This is a genomic window from Nocardioides pyridinolyticus, assembly GCF_054653575.1.
In genome coordinates this window covers 138373-155560 of the sequence record NZ_BAAIFY010000008.1, presented here as the reverse complement: position 1 = coordinate 155560, position 17188 = coordinate 138373, and the positions used below count along the sequence as shown (strand labels likewise).

Genomic DNA, 17188 nt, shown 5'->3' with positions numbered 1-17188 from the left:
CCGCAGTCCTCCGGCGGGCAGGCCATCTTGCCCTTCAGGCAGACCGGAGCCGGTGGCGGATCGTCGAGAACTTCTTCGACCACCAGCACGTGCTCCCATCCGTCGCCGAAGTCGTAGTCATAGAAGAGCCGGTCGCCCTTGGCAGACACCACCTGGTCGAGCCGGACGTCGTCTTCGGCGACGCCTTCGTCGCCTTCGCTGAGATCGAATCCAGTGACGAAGTAGGCACGAGTACGCCGGTCCACGCCGACACCGAACTTGTGCAGATGGCCGTCCTCCCAGCCCATCGCGACCTGCAGCACGACATGCAACTCGTCGAGCATGAGGTCGCCGGGCAGGTCGAGACGACGCCAGATCGGCGGCTTGGCGTACATCAGGTCGACCCGCACCCGGAAGCCCCGCGCCCGCTCCGGCACCTCCCGCACCTCCGGCGTCGGCTCATCGAACATCCCCGCGAACATATCGCGGCCGGCATCCGCCATCAGCGTCTGGAGCAACGCCAGGTCCGCACCGGCCCTGGACACGCCGCTCTTCCTCTTCCGCTTCTTCTTCGGCACGCCCCCAGCCAACCAGACCGCCCGACCGCTGCTCGAGACCAGCGGGTTCATTCAGACCCCAGCTCCCTACACCCTCAACTGTGAAGAGCCTCTTTCGGATGGACGGCGTAGGAACCTCCATCGTCGGGAGACCTCGACCCCTATCCAGCCACCGACGCGCCAGCAACTGCAGCGACGTGCGCTACACCCTCAACTGTGAAGAGCCGGAAAACCGGCACAGAGCCGGCGGTCGACCACGCCCAACGACCGCCCGAACTCATCAACTCAGCCCGACACCACCTTCACCGGCGTCATGAAAGATCGAGGCTAGGGGCGCTCGGCTCTCCGTGTGCTCGTGCCCTAGCCTCCGGGCATGAGTGCGCTCGCGGGCCTGGTCGACAAGGAGCTGATGGCGCCGGACTGGGCCGAGGCGCTGGCGCCGGTCGACGACCGGATCGCCGCGATGGGGCAGTTCCTGCGCGCGGAGCTCGCCGCCGGACGGGCCTACCAGCCGACGGGCGAGCGGGTCTTCCGCGCGTTCCAGCGCCCGCTCGCCGACGTGCGCGTGCTGATCGTCGGCCAGGACCCCTACCCCAACCCCGAGCACCCGATCGGGCTGAGCTTCGCCGTCCGGCACGACGTGTGGCCCCTGCCGCCGAGCCTGGTCAACATCTACAAGGAGCTGCGCGACGACCTCGGGATCATGCCGCCGCGCCACGGCGATCTCACGGCCTGGGCGGACCAGGGCGTGATGCTGCTCAACCGGAGCCTGACCGTGCAGCCCGGCGCGTCGAACAGCCATCGCGACAAGGGCTGGGAGCCGATCACTCGGTGCGCGATCGAGGTTCTCGCGCGGCGGGGCGGGCCGCTGGTGGCGATCCTCTGGGGCAGCGACGCGCGCAGCCTCACGCCGATGCTCGGCACGATCCCCGTCGTCGAGTCCCCGCACCCGTCGCCGCTGTCGGCGTACCGCGGCTTCTTCGGCTCGCGCCCCTTCAGCCGGGCGAACGCGCTGCTCGAGGAGCAGGGGGCCACGCCGGTGGACTGGAGGCTGCCGATGGAATAAAGTTGAAGATGCAACCTTTGGAGTGACCATGACCCGCATGCCCGCGCTGTACATCGGCCACGGAGCGCCGCCCCTGCTCGACGACCCGATCTGGTCCGGGCAGCTGGCCGCCTGGGCCGCCGACCTGCCGCGACCGACGGCGATCCTCATCGTCAGCGCGCACTGGGAGTCCGCGCCGGTCAGCCTCAGCGCGAGCGGCGCACCGCTGGTCTACGACTTCGGCGGCTTCGACCCGAAGTACTACCGGATGACCTACGAGACCCCCGACGCCACCGCGCTCGCCGCGCGCGTCGCGGCGATGCTGCCGTCCTCGGAGCCGGTCCACCAGCACACCAGCCGAGGCCTCGACCACGGCGCCTGGGTGCCGCTCAAGATCATGTACCCGGGCGCGGACGTCCCCGTCCTCCAGATGTCGCTGCCCACCCACGACCCGGTGCGGCTGATGCAGCTCGGCGAGCGGCTGAGGCCGCTGCGCGACGAGGGCGTGCTCATCGTCGGCTCGGGCTTCCTCACCCACGGCCTGCCGTTCCTCACCGAGTTCCGCATCGACGCGGCCGCCCCCGGCTGGTCCACGGACTTCGACGCCTGGGCCGGCGAGGCGCTCGCCCGCGGCGACATCGACACGCTCGCGCAGTACCGGACGCGTGCGCCCGGCATGCCGTACGCCCACCCGACCGTCGAGCACTACTCACCGCTGTTCGTCACCCTCGGCGCCGCCACCACCCCCGACGAGCCCGGCCTCCAGGTCATCGACGGGTTCTGGATGGGGCTGTCGAAGCGGTCACTGCAGGTCGCCTGAGGTCGTGGGGATACCCGGTCAACCGGGTATCCCCACGGTTCCCGGCCGTTGCAACGGGCTGGAACCGCGCCGAGTGGCCTGGAACCTCAGCCCGTCGTGACCTCATCGAGCTCGGCCAGGTCCTCGGCGGACGGCCGCCACCGCAGCGCCGCCGCGTTCGCCCGCACCTGGTCGCCGGACGTCGCGCCCGCGATCACCGACGCGACCGCCGGCTGGGCCGCCAGGCCGGCGATGGCGACGTCGAGCGGGGAGAGGTCGCGCGCGGCGGCGTACGCCTCGAAGGCCTCGATCCGGCCCCAGTCGGCGTTCGCCAGCCACGAGGACCGCGACGGGTCCAGGTCGGCCCGAGACCCGGCCGGAGGGGCTGCGCCGCGGCGGTACTTGCCGGTCAGCAGGCCGTACTCCAGCGGGAAGAACGGCAGGACCCCGAGCCCGAACTCCTTGCACGCCGGGACGACCTCGGCCTCGACGGTCCGGTCCAGCAGCGAGTAGCGGTTCTGCACCGAGACGAACCCCTCGAGGCCCGCGGTGCGCGCGGTCCACGCGGCGTCGGCGACCTGCCACCCGGCGAAGTTGGAGCAGCCGACGTAGCGGACCTTGCCCTCGCGGACCAGGTCCGTCAACACGGAGAGCGTCTCCTCGATCGGCGTGACAGCGTCCGGCTCGTGCAGCTGGTAGAGGTCGATGTGGTCGGTCCGCAGCCGCCGCAGCGAGCCCTCCACCGCGCGGCGCACGTAGCGCCGCGAGGCGCGCGCCCCGAAGTCGTTCCCCAGGGCCCCGCGCATGTCCATGCCGAACTTCGTCGCCACGACGAACTCGTCACGCTGGCCCTGCAGCGCCTCGCCGAGCAGCTCCTCCGACCCACCCGGCGGGTCGCCGTAGATGTCCGCGGTGTCGAGCAGCGTCACGCCGGCGTCGCGCGCGGCGCCCAGGATGCCGCGCACCCCGTCCAGGTCCACGCGCCTGCTGAACGCGTTGCAGCCGATCCCGACCGCGCTCACCATCAGCCCCGAGTCGCCCAGCGGGCGGTAGGTCATCTCGCTCACGCGAGCGAGAGTACGACGACCCGGACGCTCAGCGGATCCGGCCCGCCGCATCATCACCCGCAGGCCGCCGAGCACGCCCTTGACGCACGCCTCGCATTCCCTTCGGGCGTACGCCGTCGCGAGGATGCCGCTCACGTTCACGTTGCCCGACCGAATGCGGGCACCTCGCGAGGATGCCCCTGACCGACCTGCTGTACGTGTTCTGGGTTGCCCGTACAGGGCGTGCGCAGTTGGATCGGTGCGTGAAGATCCTGTCCATCCAGTCCTCGGTCGCCTACGGCCACGTCGGCAACTCCGCCGCCGTCTTCCCGCTCCAGCGCCTGGGCCACGAGGTCTGGCCGGTCCTCACCGTGCACTTCTCCAACCACACCGGGTACGGCGCGTGGCGCGGGCCGCTCCTCGCCGCGGACGACGTCCGCGAGGTGATCGCCGGGATCGAGGACCGCGGCGTGCTCGGGAAGGCGGATGCGGTGCTGTCGGGCTACCAGGGCGATCCCGCCGTGGGCGCGATCATCCTCGACGCAGTCGCGAAGGTGAAGGAGCTCAACCCGGACGCGGTCTACTGCTGCGACCCGGTGATGGGCGACGTCGGGCGCGGCATGTTCGTGCGGCCGGGCATCCCGGAGTTCATGCGCGACACCGTTTTACCCCGGGCCGACATCGTCACCCCGAACCACTTCGAGCTGGACTTCCTCGCCAGCCGCGAGACCCGCACGCTCGCCGAGATCCTCGACGCCGTCGACGAGGTCCGGGCAAGGGGGCCGCGCGACGTGCTCGTCACCAGCGTGCTGCACGGCGAGGTCCCCGAGGGGCGGCTCGACATGGTCGCGGTGTCCGAGGAGGGCGCCTGGGCCGTCGAGACTCCGCTGCTGCCGATCACCCCGAACGGCTGCGGCGACGTCACCGCCGCCCTCTACCTCGCCCACCTGAGCAGCTCCGGCTCCGCCGAGACCGCGCTGGGCCGCGTCGCGGGGTCGGTCTTCGCGATCCTCGAGAGGACGATCGAGGCCGGCACCCGCGAGATCCAGCTCGTCGCCGCCCAGGACGCGATCGCCGCCCCGCCCGCCAGCTTCGAGGTCCGACGGCTGCGCTAACGTCGCCCGGATGCACACCCGACGTACCGCCGCCGCCCTGGCCGCCACCGCCCTGCTGCTCGCCGGCTGCGGCGACGACGACCCCGGGCTCGAGCCGGACGACGGCGCCCCCTTCAACGGGGCGGACGTCGAGTTCGCCACCGAGATGATCCAGCACCACGCGATGGCGCTGGTGATGGTCGACCAGCTCCGGGAGCAGAAGGTCTCGGCCAAGCTCAGCGCCCTGGGGGAGCAGATCACCGCCGCGCAGACGTCCGAGATCGAGCGGATGAGCGACTGGCTCGTGGACTGGGACCAGCCGGTGCCGGCCACCGACCGCGACCACGCGAACGCGCACGACATGGAGGACACGGACGACCCGCACATGGACATGGGCGGCATGTCCGGCCCGGCGTTCGAGGACCACTGGCTCGCGATGATGATCGACCACCACCAGGACGCGGTGGACATGGCCGAGGCCCAGATCGAGGACGGCGAGTTCGGCGACGCCGTCGACCTGGCGCGCTCGATCGTCGAGTCCCAGCAGGCCGCGATCGGCCAGATGGAGCAGCTGCTCGAGGAGTGAGTCAGCGGGCGAGCCGGGTGACCTTCTCCCAGAGGGTGCGGTCGGCCAGCTCGTCGACGAACTCCCGCAGCTCGGGCGCGAGCGTGCAGTCACGGCCGGCCACCTGGTCGGCGTACTCGCGGTGGACGCGGTCGAACTCGGCGGCCACGCCGGGCTCCAACGGCAGGCCGAGGAAGTCGAGGACGCCCCTGAGGGACGTGCCGTCCGGGTCACCGAAGAAGCGCTCGTACTCGACGACGTGCGCGAGGTCGGGGTGCTGGCGGACGGCGCGGCGGATGCGGCGCAGCGACTTGTTCCAGCGCTCGACCGACAGCCGCGCGTCCGCGTGCTCGGGCCAGCTGTCGCTGGCGTCCTGCGCCCGTCGGTCCCACGAGGACGCCACGTGATCGATGTCGCGGACGATGAAGACGAACCTCGCCTCCGGCAGCCGCTCGTGCACGGCGTCGAACCGGACGGTGGTCATCTTGTCGCCGACGTACGTCGCGGTGTCGAACTTGGCTTCGAGCGCGGGGTAGTCCACGCCCCATCGCGCGGCCTCGACCGGGTCCTGGTTGGTCTCGCCGTCGGAGAAGTCGAAGAAGCGCTCCCGGGTGAACAGCTCCGGCGTCAGCCGCTCGATGCCGCCGCTGACGACGCGCTTGTAGCGCTCCATCCCGACCACGACCTCCGGGTGGGCGTTGAGGACGTGCAGCAGCGCGGTGGTGCCCGAGCGGGCGAGACCGGCGAGGAACAACAGCCGCTGCGGGGAGCTCACGACCGAGCAGCCTAGACCCCGGGAACTCCCTCAGTAGGACTGGCCGTTCGCGCACCGGTCGCGCCTCCACGCCCGCCCTCGACCCTTGTTCCGCGCCTTGTAGGTGGACAGCTGCGAGTCACAGTTGGGGCAGACCAGCCTGAGGTTCTCACGACGGTTGTCGTTCGAGTCCCCGTTGACGTGATCCAACACGAACACGAGCGGTGAACCTTTCCACTCAGACGGGATGTCACAGATGGCGCAGCGTCCGCGCTGCTCGGCACGCAGGTGCCCGCGAATGTAGTGGTCGGGGTGGCTTCCCACGCTGCCCGTCCCGCTCTCGAGCCAGAGTGCTACGTGGCGCGCCCTGTCTGCGGCACGCTGACACGCGTTGCTGCAGAACTTACGTGCCTTCCTCCCGGGAAGGATCACGCCGCAACCTTGGAACTCGAATATGCCAGCAAGCTAGGTGGGACCACCGACAGAGCCGCGTAGGAGGATCGAACTCCTGACCCTTCGCTTACAAGGCGAATGCTCTACCAGCTGAGCTAACGCGGCAACGGGGCCACATCGTACGGGCGCCGGTCGCTTCAGCTCATACCGCCGTCGTGGGCGATGACCGCGCCGGTGACCATCCGGGCGCCCGGCGAGGCGAGCCAGCCGATGGTCTCGCCGATCTCGCCGGTGACGCCGGGCGGCACGGTGTCGCGGATGTCGAGACCGAACACGGTGTCACCGAGGTCGCGGAAGAGCTCCGCGGTGGCGAGGCCGATGCCGGACGCGGCTCCGGTGATGACGACGACACGGCTGCCGGGCCGTTCATGCCACGGCCTCTCAGGGAGTGACGGTGAGGTGGTGCTCGAGGTCGCCGGACCGGCCGATGCCGATGCGGCGCTCGGCGAAGCGCCAGCCGCCCTCCCCGGTGACGAACCGGTCGACGTACGTGCCCGTGACGATCGGCTGGAGCGGCACCTCGGGCAGCGCCTGGAAGACCAAGTAGGTCGAGGTCACGGTCACCGAGCCGTCGGCGCCCGCGTCGTCGAAGATCGCGTTGGCGACGACGTGCTGGGTGCCCGGCGTGCCGTCGCCGTGCAGCCTGACCAGGCCGGCGTACAGCCGCTCGACCTCCTCCGCGCCGGTGGCGAGCACCGTGCCGTCCTCGGTCCTCAGCACCGCGTGCGCCATCAGCGCCCCGACGCCCGCGAAGTCGCCGGCATCGATCAGCCGGCAGTACGTCGCGAGCAGCCCGCGGATGCGGTCGCCGTCGGTGAGGTGCACAGTCGGATCGTAATAGAACGCGTTCTAATCTGGGTAGTCCCTGCCGAACCGGGGGTTGGGAGCGCTCCCAGACCCCGATTTCGGCCGGGACTACCCCAGAAGTTGAACACCACTTGAAGTCCGCGAGAGGCTGGGCGCCATGACCCAGCTGACCATCGGGCACCTCGCCGAGCGGGCGGGGGTCGCAACCTCGGCGATCCGGTTCTACGAGTCCAAGGGGTTGATCGCCTCGGTCCGGACGACCGGCAACCAGCGGCGCTACGAGGCGTCGACGCTGCGCCGCGTCGCCTTCATCCGTACGGCGCAGCAGGTCGGCCTGTCCCTGGAGGAGATCGGCGCGGCGCTGGCGACCCTGCCGAGCGGCCGCACGCCGACCAAGGCCGACTGGACCCGGCTCAGCAGGGCCTGGCGGCCGCGGCTCGACGAGCAGATCGCCCGGATCGAGCGGCTGCGCGACCGGCTCGACGGCTGCATCGGCTGCGGCTGCCTCAGCCTGAAGACCTGCGCGCTGAACAACCCCGACGACGTGGTCGCCGAGCAGGGGCCGGGGCCGGTCCTCCTCGCGGGCCGGGGAACAATCGCCTGGTGACACTGCTGCACGAGCCGCACCACGACGGCTCCCCGCTCTACGTCGACGACGAGGCGCCGGCGTCCCGCACCGGGGTCCGGGTGCGGCTGCGCACCAGCACGGCCGCGCCGGTCGACGCGGTCTGGGTGCGCACGACCTACGACGCGGAGCCGACGTACCACCCCTGCGCCGAGGCCGCGCGTGATGCCCACACCGTGTGGTGGGAGGGCTCGCTGCCGGTCCACAACCCCGTCACGCACTACCGGTTCCTCGTCGCGCGCGGCGACGAGCAGCGCTGGGTGACGGCGGTCGGGGCGGTCGACCACGATCCGCCGGACGCGTTCGACTTCCTCCTCAGCTCCCACCCCGTCGCGCCCGACTGGGCGCGCGACGCCGTCGTCTACCAGGTCTTCCCCGACCGGTTCGCCCGGTCGGCGGCGGCCGACGACCGGGAGACGCCGCCCTGGGCGGTCCTCGCGGCGTGGGACGACACGGTCGTCTTCGAGGGCAGCGACCCGCGCACGCCGCTCCAGCTCTACGGCGGCGACCTGGACGGGATCACCGACCACCTCGACCACCTCGCCGACATCGGGGTCAGCGTCGTCTACACGACACCGGTCTTCCCCGGCGAGAGCAACCACCGCTACAACGCGTCGACCTTCGACGCGGTCGACCCGCTGCTCGGTGGCGACGAGGCCTACGCGCGCCTGGCGACGGCCGTGCACGAGCGCGGCTGGCGGATCCTCGGCGACCTGACCACCAACCACACCGGTGACACCCACGAGTGGTTCCTCGACGAGGCGAAGCGGTCGTTCTACTGCTTCCACCCCGACGGCAGCTACGAGTGCTGGATGGGCCACCACACGCTGCCCAAGCTCAACCACCGCGACCTCGCGCTGCGGGCGGCGATGGTCGACGGGCCCGAGTCGGTCGTGGCGCGCTGGCTGCGACCGCCGTACGACCTCGACGGCTGGCGGGTCGACGTCGCCAACATGACCGGCCGCCTCGGCGACGTCGACGTCAACCACGAGGTCGCGCGGATGGTACGGCGCACGGCGGAGGCCGAGCGCGACGACGCGTTCGTCATCGGCGAGCACAACCACGACGCGTCCGGCGACCTCGAGGGCGACGGCTGGCACGGCACCATGAACTACTCCGGCTTCTCCTGGCCGGTCTGGTCGTGGCTGCGCGACCCGGCGTCGCCGGCGCGCCCCTTCGGCCGCCCGGTGCCGGTGCCCCGGCGCGACGGCGCCTCGATGGTGCGCAGCCTGCGCGAGTGGCAGGGCCGCTACGGGTGGCGCGCGGCCACCGCGTCGTGGAACATCCTCGGCTCGCACGACAGCGCCCGCATCCGCACGCTCACCGGCTCCGGCGACGCCCACCGGGTCGCCGCCGGCCTCCAGTTCACGCTGCCCGGCGTGCCGATGCTCTTCGCGGGCGATGAGATCGGGCTCGAGGGCGTCAACGGCGAGGACTCCCGACGCCCGTTCCCCTGGTCCCGCCGGGAGTCCTGGGACGAGGCCACCCTCGCGGCGTACGCCGGCCTGGCCCGGCTGCGCCACGAGCACGCCGCGCTCCGCCGCGGTGGGCTGCGCTGGGCGCACGTCGGCGCGGACGCCCTGGTCTTCCTGCGCGAGCACCCGGAGGGCTCGGTGCTGGTCGCCGCGCGGCGTACGGCGACGGACGCGATCGACCTGCCGGCGGGCGCCCTGGGCTTCGGCGACGGGCGGCTGCTGCTGACGACGGGCGACGACGGCGACCTCGCCGAGAAGGACGGCGAGGTCACGATCCCGGCCGCGGACCGGCCCAGCATCGCGGTCTGGGTGCTCTAGCCGCGCCACCGACTACCGTGAGGTGCATGGCCCTGCGGATCGTCGCGAACCGCCCGGACCCCGCGCTGCTGCGGCTGCCGTGGGCCCAGCCGCTCGAGGAGTGGACCGAGCACGTCGTGCCGCTGCCGCGCGGCCTGTCGCGGCACGTGGTCCGGATCGTCCGGCTCGGCGACGCGACGTACGCCGTCAAGGAGACGACCGAGGAGATGGCGTTCCGGGAGTACCGGCTGCTGCGCGACCTCCAACGGCTCGGCCTGCCGGCGGTGCACCCGCAGGGGGTGGTCACCGGCCGGGTCGGCGAGGACGGCGAGGAGCTGCCCGCAGCGCTGCTGACCCAGCACCTCCAGTTCTCGCTGCCCTACCGCTCGCTGTTCACGCACGGGCTGACCGCCGACAACCTGCCCGCGCTGGTCGACGCGATGGTGGTGCTGCTCGTGCGGCTGCACCTCGCGGACTTCTACTGGGGCGACGTGTCGCTGTCGAACGTGCTGTTCCGCCGCAGCGCCGGCGGCTTCGCGGCGTACCTCGTCGACGCGGAGACCGGCGAGCTCCGGCCCCAGCTCTCACGGCAGATGCGGGAGTACGACCTGACCGTCGCGACCGAGAACGTCTTCGCGGAGCTGCTCGACCTCCAGGCCAGCGACTCCCTCGACCACGAGATCCAGGCGCACGAGATCATCACGATGCTCGAGGAGCGCTACCACGCGCTGTGGAACGAGCTCACGGCCGCGGAGGAGTTCTCCGTGGACGAGATGTGGCGGATCGAGCAGCGGGTGGCGCGGCTCAACGAGCTCGGCTTCGACGTCGACGAGCTCGACATCGTCACCGACTGGGACGGCGAGCAGATCCGGATCCAGCCCAAGGTCGTCGAGGAGGGACACCACCGCCGCGAGCTCCAGGGGCTCACCGGCCTCAACGTCGAGGACGCCCAGGCGCAGCGCATGCTCAACGACATCGCGTCGTTCACCGCGCACTCCGACCTCGGCCGCGAGGACCGGTCGCTGGTCGCGAACCGCTGGCTGACCCGCATCTACGAGCCGATCATCGCGCTGGTGCCGCCCGAGGCGCGCGGCAAGCTCGAACCGGCCGAGATCTTCCACGAGATCCTCGAGCACCGGTGGTACCTCTCCGAGCGCGCCGGCCACGAGGTCAGCATCTTCGACACCGCCCGCGACTACATCGACCACTACCTCGTGCGGAGGCCCGAGGAGAAGGTCGCGACCGACGAGCAGGTCGAGGACGAGGACTAGGACCGCTCGGAGCCGTCAGGCCGGCCGAAGGAGGGGTCGTGGCCCGACCGGATCTCCTGCGCGATCTCCTGGAGCGTGTCCTCGTCGGCGGTGACCCCGCGGCTCGCGAGCTGGGCGCGCAGGTGCTCGACGACGTCGATGTCGGCGTCGTTGCTGTAGGCGCTGCCGGTCGCGTCGGCGGCCTCGCGGGCGACGTCCTCGATCGGCGCGCCCAGGTCCTGGTCGGCGTGGAGCTCCATGCCGAGCCGGTTCCCGGCCGCCGCGCGCGGCATGCCTCGTCAGGTACGCCGGCGGCGCGGTCGTCGCGGCACCCGCTCGACCTCCGCGGGGGGCCACTCGCACTCGGCGCGGAGAACCTCGGCCCACTCGCCCGCCGCGTAGTGGTGCGCGACGCCGGTGGTCGACGGCTTCCAGAACAGCACGTCGCTGCGCTCGTCGTACCGGTCGCGGACGCGGCGGAACGAGTGCACGTAGACGACCAGGTCGTCACCGACCTGCTCGTGGGCGTAGTCGACCCACCGGGTCTCGCCACCCAGTGCGTTCCAGGCGTCGGCCTGCCCGCTCGCCCGTCGCACCGTCACGCCCACGCGGTGACGGTGCCCGCGGGTCGTCCGCCTCACACGCGTCGCTGCGCAGCGCGGGCGGCCGGCCGCCTCTCGACTGGCGGACTACCCGTCAGGGCGGCAGACGCGGCAGGCGACCAGGTGGCCGTTGTCCTCCCCGACCGGGCGCAGGTCGTCGCGGTGGGCGATCAGCGCGCAGTCGCGACGGTGCATGGTCGTGCCGTCGCCGGCGGTGACCGGGAGGGCCGACACGTCGACGCCGTCGTCGCGGGTGGTCGCGGCGCGCGAGGTCACGTCGGCGAGCACGAGGAGGGTGTCGGCGAGCCGGCGCTGCGACTCCTTCGCGTCGGCGGCGAGGCGGGCCAGCCACGCACCGAAGTAGAGGAAGCCGCCGGTGAAGGTGAGGCCGAGACCGAGGAGGCCGCCCGAGACCAGGTACGAGAGCTGGTCGTACTGGTAGGGCGTGTTGGCGGCGCCGTACCAGCCGAGCACGATCACCACGAGGCCGAGCGGGAGCAGGATGGCCCCGGCCCAGAACAGCACCAGCTGGAGCAGCTGGTAGTGGTTGTCCTTCAGCGGGGCGGCCCCGGAGCCGGCGGTCCGGGAGCCCGCCCGGGGCAGCCCGACCGACAGGCGGTCCGTCGTGGCGTCGGGGGTGATGGCGGTCATCAGGATGCCTTTCGGAGGTCGGGCAGGCCGCTGTCGAGGCCGTGCGTGCAGGAGGCGCCGCCCCCGAGGGCGATCACGCCGATCTTGCGGAGCCAGGAGCCGCCGGCGGCGGCGAGGGCGATGCCACCGACGAGCAGGGCGCCGGGGATCGAGTAGAGCGGCGGCAGGCCGGAGCCGGTGAGCTCGGCGGGCGGCAGGTCGCCCGCCGCGGGAGCCTCGCCGGCCGCGGCGCCGGGCGCCGACGCCGCGGGGGCGCTGCCGGCCGGGGCCGAGCCCGTGGAGCTGCCGGCGCCACCGTCGGTGCCGCCGGCGTCGGTCTGGTTGTTGTCCGGCACGACGGTCGGGATCGTGAGGCCCTTGACCGTGTCGACCTCGGTGTCGGCGACCCCGAGCGTGACCACGACGCGCGGAGCGAGGCCGGTGAGCGTCTGGAGCGCGCTCTTGAGCTCCGGCGGGTCGTTCGGGAACGCGCCGACGATGTCCTCGAGCGGGAGCGCGTCGAGCTGCTGGCGCAGCGTCCTCACGTCGATGTCGACCACGAGGCCGGCGACCTGGCTGGACGCCTGGTCGCCCCTCACGGTCCGGTCCGGCTTCGGCAGCCGGAGCTCGATGCCGAGCTGGTCGAGCGCCTGGGTCAGCTGCTCCGGGAACGCCGGGAGCTCGGCGCCCTGACCGGCGGCGGTGAAGCCCTCCGGACCGGCGGAGAACTCCTGGCCGGCGACGGTGATCGCGCCGATCACGGCCCGGCCGGTGGCGCTGCCCTTCGCGCCGTCGCTCGTGCTCGTGCTGGTCGAGACGACGCCCTCGAGGGTGATCAGGCCCTCGAGCAGGGTGACGTCACCGAGCGCCGCGCGCGAGGTCGTCACGATCGTGCCGTCCCGCACGACGTTCTGGCTCGAGGAGGTGTAGCCCTCGAAGTCCACGAGGGCCGCGACCTCGGGCGGCAGCCCGGGCGCGCCGCCGGGCTCGTCCGCGGGGTCCTCGGCCGCGGTGGCCGGCCCGCCGGTGATCGCGTCGCCGAAGGAGCTGAGCAGGTCGGCACTCGGCAGGCCGGCGCCGGGCGCGCCGGGGAGGGTGGGCACGCCGGGCGTACCTGCGCCCCCACCCTCGTCCCCACCGTCCTGCACCTGGCCGTCGGGCGAGAAGCCCGCCTGGGCGACGGTCTTGTCGGCACTGGCGCTGGTGCGCATCACCATGCCCGGGAACGGCTCGTCGGCCTGCTCGGGCTCGCCCGAGGGCTGGCTGGAGTTGACCTGGACGGGGTAGCCGTTCTCGCCGAGCTGCGACGGCAGCCCGAGCTGCTCGACGAACGTCTTCGCGCCCTCGCCGACCGAGTCGCCCGGCCACAGCCAGCTGGCCCGGCCCAGGGAGCTGCCGGAGTCGGCCTCGACCTTGGTGTAGGCGAGGTCGACCTCGAACTGCGGCGTGGCCGGTATCGGGATCGTGGGCTCGTAGAGCTCGATCATCACCGGGGTCGCCGTCGCGACGGCGCTGTAGCCGCCGTAGCCCGCCTCGGGCGCCGCGGTGGCCGAGGGGGCGCCCGCCCACACCGGGCCCAACCCGACCAGCACGGTGGCGCCGGCGAGCGCGGTCGCCGAAGGGAAGAGGTTCCGCCTCATGCTGCGCCTCCGAGAATCACGTCGTCCATGGTCCTGAGCACCTCCGCTGGTTCGCCGGTCGCGACGACCCGTCCGCCGGTCATCACCGCGGCGTAGTCCGACACCCGCAGCGCCGTGCGGGCGAACTGCTCGATGCAGAGGATCGACACGCCGCTGGCCGCGATCTGCGCGACGGTGTCGTAGAGCTCGTCGACGATCAGTGGCGCCAGGCCCATCGAGAGCTCGTCGAGCAGCAGCAGCGCCGGGTCGGACGCCAGGGCTCGCGACATCGCGAGCATCTGCTGCTCGCCACCGGACATGGTGCCGGCGAGCTGGTGGCGGCGCTGGTGCAGCCGCGGGAAGTAGGAGTACGCCGTCTCGAGGACCGCGTCGATGCCCACGCCGGCGTACGACATCAGCGTGAGGTTCTCCTCGACGGTGAGGTTCGGGAACACCGACCGGCCCTCGGGGATCGTGCACAGGCCGAGCCGCGCCAGCTCCTCGGGCGCCGCGCCCTGCACGTGCACGCCGCCGAGGTGGATGTCGCCCGAGGTCGGCTTCTTCTGGCCGCTGACGACCTTGACCAGCGTGCTCTTGCCGGCGCCGTTCGGGCCGAGCAGCGCCATCACCGCTCCCTTCGGGACGCGGAGGTCGACCCCGCGCAGGACCTCGATCCGGCCGTAGGCCGCGTGGAGGTCCACCACCTCGAGGATCGGGACGCCGCTCATCGGACCGCCTCCATGACCTGGGTGTCGTCCTCGACGACGACCGTCGCGGGCTGCTCGTCCGCGTCGGAGTAGCCGAGGTACGCCTTCTGGACGTCGGGGTTCGCGCGGATCTCCGCGGGCGGGCCGGAGGCGATCACGCGGCCGAAGTCGAGGACGTGGATGTCGTCGCAGACCGACATCACCAGGTCCATGTCGTGCTCGACCATGAGGATGCCGCGGCCCTCGGCGGCCAGCTGCGCGAGCAGTTCGCCGAACGCGTCGGTCTCCGCCTCGTCGAGGCCGGAGGACGGCTCGTCGAGCAGCAGCAGCTTCGGGTCGGCGGCCAGGCAGCGGGCCAGCTCGAGCAGCCGCGCGGTGCCGGTGGGGATCGAGTCCGCGCGCTCGTCGGCGTACGCCGCGATGCCGACCCGCTCGAGCAGCCCGTCGACGTCGTGGGCGGCCGGGCGGAACAGGCCGCCGAGGCCACGGTGGATGTCGCGGGCGACCCGCACGTTGTCGCGCACGGTCAGCGAGCCGAAGGCCTCCAGCCGCTGGAACGTGCGGCCCATCCCGCGCCGCGAGCGGCGGTGCACCGGGAGCCGGGTGATGGTGCGTCCGGCGAAGCGGACCGCACCGTGGGTCGGCTTCTGGAGCCCGCTGATCACGTTGAAGCACGTGGTCTTGCCCGCGCCGTTCGGCCCGATCAGGCCGGTGATCCGGCCCGCCTCGGCGACGAAGCCGGCGTGGTCGACCGCGGTCACCCCACCGAACTGGACGACGACGTCGTCAACCTCGAGCAGCGACATGCGCGCCCACCTCCTCGTTGCTGGGGACCGTCAGCGGCTCGGCCAGCGGGATGTTGGACTCCTCGTCCTCGTCGACCCGGTCGCGCGGCAGCGGCAGCACCGGGATCGCCGAGCGCACCCGGTCGCCGAGCCGGCCGTCGAGCCAGCGGCCGACGCGGAAGGCCTGGTTGGCCAGGCCGTTCGGGTCTCGGCCCAGCGCGACCGCACCGAAGCCGAGCACCGCGAACACCAGGCCGGCGAGCTCGGGCTGGCTGCTCTGGAGCACCGGGAGCAGCATCAGGCCGGTGCCGCCGAGCGCCGCCCCGGTCACCGACGTGACGCCGCAGACGACCGCGAGCAGCAGCAGCGGGAGGCTGTTGAACAGCTGGAAGTCGGCCGCGCCGATGGTGCCGCGCAGGCCCGCGAACAGGCCACCGGCCAGGCCGGCCATGCCCGCGGACAGGCCGAACAGCGCGACGCGGAACCACCGCATGTCCAGGCCGAGCGTGCCGCACGCGGCCGGACTGTCGCGCATCGCGATGAGCATCCGGCCGAGCACGCCGCGGCGAAGCAGCAGCAGGGCGATCCCCATGAGCACGAAGAAGACGGCCATCACCAGGACGTAGCCGCCGGTGGAGTCGAAGGAGTAGCCGAGCACCGAGAGCCGGTCGGCCCCGAGGGTCCCGTTGTAGCCGAACGCGAAGTCGGCCTGGAACACCATCTTGTCCATGAGCACGCCGAAGGCCAGCGTCGACAGCGCGAGATAGAGGCCGGTCAGCCGGAGCACGGGCAGCGCGACCAGCGCGCCGACGGCCGCGGCGATCAGCGCCGACATCAGCAGCCCGTAGAGGTTGGGCTCGTCGAGCTTGGCGTAGGCGAGCGCACCGACGCCGGCGAACGTGAACTGCGCGAGCGAGACATGACCGCCGTACCCCGTCAGGAGCACGAGCGACAGCATCACCATCGCGTACGTCGCCGCCGTGCCGGCCAGCAGGAGGTTGGCGTCCGACATGGCGACCGCGAGCACCGCGACGAGCATCAGCAGCGCGGCACCCCAGCCGAGGGACTTGGTGAGCGACGGCAGCGGCGCGGAGACGATGCCCTTGACCTGCCCGATCCGCAGCTGGGCCTGGGGCATCAAGACGATCACGACGAAGAGGAACAGCGCCGGCACGACGGCGCGGAGGCCGGCGAGGTTGCCCTCCGAGGGCAGGTAGGCGACCGCGAAGGACTGGAGCACCCCGAGGCCCATGGCGCCGACGAAGGTCAGCGGCAGGCTCTTGAGCCGGCCGAGCATCGCGGCGGCGTAGGCGTTGATGACCAGCAGCGTCAGGTCGAAGTAGGACAGGCCGATGACCGGCGTGAGCAGGATGCCGGCGAGCGCGGCGAGCGAGATGCCGATCGCCCACGACAGCGACGCGACCCGGTCGGGCTTGCCGCCGAAGAGCTGGAGCAGCACCGGGTTGTCGACCGAGGCGCGCATAGCCGTGCCGATCCGGGTGCGGTTGAGCAGCAGGTAGAGCAGCACCGCCACGACCGCCGAGAGCACGATCGTGATGATCTGGTGGGCGGTGACGTAGGTGTCGCCGACCTCGACACCCTTGTCGGGCAGGAACGGCGGGAGCGTGCGGGGCTCGGGCGGCCAGATGTACTGCGCGACGCCGATGAGGCCGACGAACAGGCCCACGGTGACGACCAGCGAGACCGAGACCGGCCCCTCGCCCAGGCCGCGGGTGACGAACCGTTGCACGAACCAGCCGATGCCGGGCGCGATCACGAACAGCACCAGGAACAGCGACAGCCACATCGGCATGCCCTGCCGCTGGCTGAGGTCCCAGAACGTGAAGGCCATGACCATGCCGAACGCGCCGTGGGCGATGTTGAACACCCGCGTGGTCGTGTACGTCAGCACCAGGCCGCTCGCCGCGATCGCGTAGGCCGCGCCGGTGAAGAGGCCGAGGATCGTGAAGCTCAGGAAGGTGGTCATGCCTGGTTTCCGTTCAGGAGCGGGCCGCACAGCACCGCGGTGCCGGCCAGCGTGGGGGCTCTACGCATCGGGACGTCCCTCTGTCCCCCGCTCAACGACGCGCGGGCGGGGA

The 17188-nt window shown here is 72.0% G+C and carries 19 protein-coding genes and 1 tRNA gene; 7 read left to right on the top strand and 13 right to left on the bottom strand.

Annotation, left to right across the window (positions count from 1 at the left end; translation table 11 throughout):
- Positions 1 to 557 (bottom strand): plasmid pRiA4b ORF-3 family protein (locus tag ACYQ0U_RS10020; RefSeq protein ID WP_459972232.1); only part of this gene is annotated, 557 nt, incomplete at its 3' end.
- 352 nt (positions 558 to 909) lie between these two features.
- Here ACYQ0U_RS10020 and ACYQ0U_RS10015 point away from each other — a divergent pair.
- Both ACYQ0U_RS10015 and ACYQ0U_RS10010 read left to right on the top strand, forming a co-directional pair.
- Entirely contained in the window at positions 910 to 1602 is a 693-nt protein-coding gene (locus ACYQ0U_RS10015) for a uracil-DNA glycosylase (RefSeq protein WP_459972230.1), read from the top strand.
- 28 nt (positions 1603 to 1630) lie between these two features.
- Entirely contained in the window at positions 1631 to 2401 is a 771-nt protein-coding gene (locus ACYQ0U_RS10010; protein ID WP_459972228.1) for a dioxygenase family protein, read from the top strand.
- A gap of 86 nt (positions 2402 to 2487) precedes the next feature.
- On the opposite strand, the gene ACYQ0U_RS10005 is transcribed toward ACYQ0U_RS10010, so the two are convergent.
- Entirely contained in the window at positions 2488 to 3438 is a 951-nt protein-coding gene (locus ACYQ0U_RS10005) for an aldo/keto reductase (protein WP_459972245.1), read from the bottom strand.
- A 251-nt stretch (positions 3439 to 3689) separates the two neighbouring features.
- Between ACYQ0U_RS10005 and pdxY the strand changes: the two genes are divergently transcribed.
- Positions 3690 to 4541 carry a pyridoxal kinase PdxY gene (gene pdxY / locus ACYQ0U_RS10000; RefSeq protein WP_459972226.1) on the top strand — a complete coding sequence of 284 codons (852 nt, stop codon included), beginning with the start codon at positions 3690 to 3692 and terminating at the stop codon, positions 4539 to 4541.
- Between the two features lie 10 nt (positions 4542 to 4551).
- Entirely contained in the window at positions 4552 to 5106 is a 555-nt protein-coding gene (locus ACYQ0U_RS09995; protein WP_459972224.1) for a DUF305 domain-containing protein, read from the top strand.
- A 1-nt stretch (position 5107) separates the two neighbouring features.
- On the opposite strand, the gene ACYQ0U_RS09990 is transcribed toward ACYQ0U_RS09995, so the two are convergent.
- The 4 genes from ACYQ0U_RS09990 to ACYQ0U_RS09975 form a co-directional block, all read right to left on the bottom strand.
- A complete protein-coding gene (locus ACYQ0U_RS09990; RefSeq protein WP_459972222.1) occupies positions 5108 to 5860 on the bottom strand; it encodes a sulfotransferase family protein in 753 nt (250 codons plus the stop codon).
- A 464-nt stretch (positions 5861 to 6324) separates the two neighbouring features.
- Positions 6325 to 6397: transfer RNA gene (locus ACYQ0U_RS09985), tRNA-Thr, on the bottom strand.
- A 32-nt stretch (positions 6398 to 6429) separates the two neighbouring features.
- A complete protein-coding gene (locus tag ACYQ0U_RS09980; RefSeq protein ID WP_459972220.1) occupies positions 6430 to 6567 on the bottom strand; it encodes a hypothetical protein in 138 nt (45 codons plus the stop codon).
- Between the two features lie 106 nt (positions 6568 to 6673).
- On the bottom strand, positions 6674 to 7117 hold the full coding sequence (locus ACYQ0U_RS09975; protein ID WP_459972218.1) for a nuclear transport factor 2 family protein: 444 nt from the start codon (positions 7115 to 7117) through the stop codon (positions 6674 to 6676).
- A gap of 139 nt (positions 7118 to 7256) precedes the next feature.
- Between ACYQ0U_RS09975 and soxR the strand changes: the two genes are divergently transcribed.
- From soxR to ACYQ0U_RS09960, 3 genes are read left to right on the top strand one after another with little or no spacing between them, the layout of a single operon-like run.
- Positions 7257 to 7706 (top strand): redox-sensitive transcriptional activator SoxR, encoded by a 450-nt coding sequence (gene soxR / locus ACYQ0U_RS09970; RefSeq protein WP_459972216.1) that lies wholly within the window; start codon positions 7257 to 7259, stop codon positions 7704 to 7706.
- Positions 7703 to 9517 (top strand): glycoside hydrolase family 13 protein, encoded by a 1815-nt coding sequence (locus ACYQ0U_RS09965; RefSeq protein ID WP_459972214.1) that lies wholly within the window; start codon positions 7703 to 7705, stop codon positions 9515 to 9517. The genes soxR and ACYQ0U_RS09965 overlap by 4 nt, the downstream gene beginning before the upstream one ends.
- A 26-nt stretch (positions 9518 to 9543) precedes the next feature.
- Positions 9544 to 10767: a DUF4032 domain-containing protein gene (locus ACYQ0U_RS09960; RefSeq protein WP_459972212.1), complete on the top strand. Its 1224-nt coding sequence runs from the start codon at positions 9544 to 9546 to the stop codon at positions 10765 to 10767.
- On the opposite strand, the gene ACYQ0U_RS09955 is transcribed toward ACYQ0U_RS09960, so the two are convergent.
- The 7 genes from ACYQ0U_RS09955 to ACYQ0U_RS09925 all read right to left on the bottom strand — a co-directional run bounded on the left by ACYQ0U_RS09955 (position 10764) and on the right by ACYQ0U_RS09925 (position 17076).
- Positions 10764 to 11039, bottom strand: coding sequence for a hypothetical protein (locus tag ACYQ0U_RS09955; RefSeq protein ID WP_459972210.1), 276 nt, complete (start codon positions 11037 to 11039; stop codon positions 10764 to 10766). The two genes, ACYQ0U_RS09960 and ACYQ0U_RS09955, sit on opposite strands and share 4 nt — an antisense overlap.
- 6 nt (positions 11040 to 11045) lie before the next feature.
- Positions 11046 to 11354 carry a hypothetical protein gene (locus ACYQ0U_RS09950; protein ID WP_459972208.1) on the bottom strand — a complete coding sequence of 103 codons (309 nt, stop codon included), beginning with the start codon at positions 11352 to 11354 and terminating at the stop codon, positions 11046 to 11048.
- Between the two features lie 81 nt (positions 11355 to 11435).
- A complete protein-coding gene (locus ACYQ0U_RS09945; protein WP_459972206.1) occupies positions 11436 to 11999 on the bottom strand; it encodes a hypothetical protein in 564 nt (187 codons plus the stop codon).
- Complete coding sequence (locus ACYQ0U_RS09940; protein WP_459972204.1) at positions 11999 to 13618, bottom strand: choice-of-anchor P family protein; 1620 nt, start codon at positions 13616 to 13618, stop codon at positions 11999 to 12001. The genes ACYQ0U_RS09945 and ACYQ0U_RS09940 overlap by 1 nt, the downstream gene beginning before the upstream one ends.
- Positions 13615 to 14325 (bottom strand): ABC transporter ATP-binding protein, encoded by a 711-nt coding sequence (locus ACYQ0U_RS09935; protein ID WP_459972202.1) that lies wholly within the window; start codon positions 14323 to 14325, stop codon positions 13615 to 13617. Before ACYQ0U_RS09935 ends, ACYQ0U_RS09940 begins: the two co-directional genes overlap by 4 nt.
- Positions 14322 to 15110, bottom strand: a complete 789-nt coding sequence (locus ACYQ0U_RS09930) for an ABC transporter ATP-binding protein (RefSeq protein ID WP_459972200.1) — start codon at positions 15108 to 15110, stop codon at positions 14322 to 14324. Before ACYQ0U_RS09930 ends, ACYQ0U_RS09935 begins: the two co-directional genes overlap by 4 nt.
- The gene (locus ACYQ0U_RS09925) at positions 15091 to 17076 is read right to left on the bottom strand and encodes a branched-chain amino acid ABC transporter permease (protein ID WP_459972197.1); all 1986 of its coding nucleotides are present in this window, start codon (positions 17074 to 17076) and stop codon (positions 15091 to 15093) included. The genes ACYQ0U_RS09930 and ACYQ0U_RS09925 overlap by 20 nt, the downstream gene beginning before the upstream one ends.
- Between the last annotated feature and the right edge of the window lie 112 nt (positions 17077 to 17188).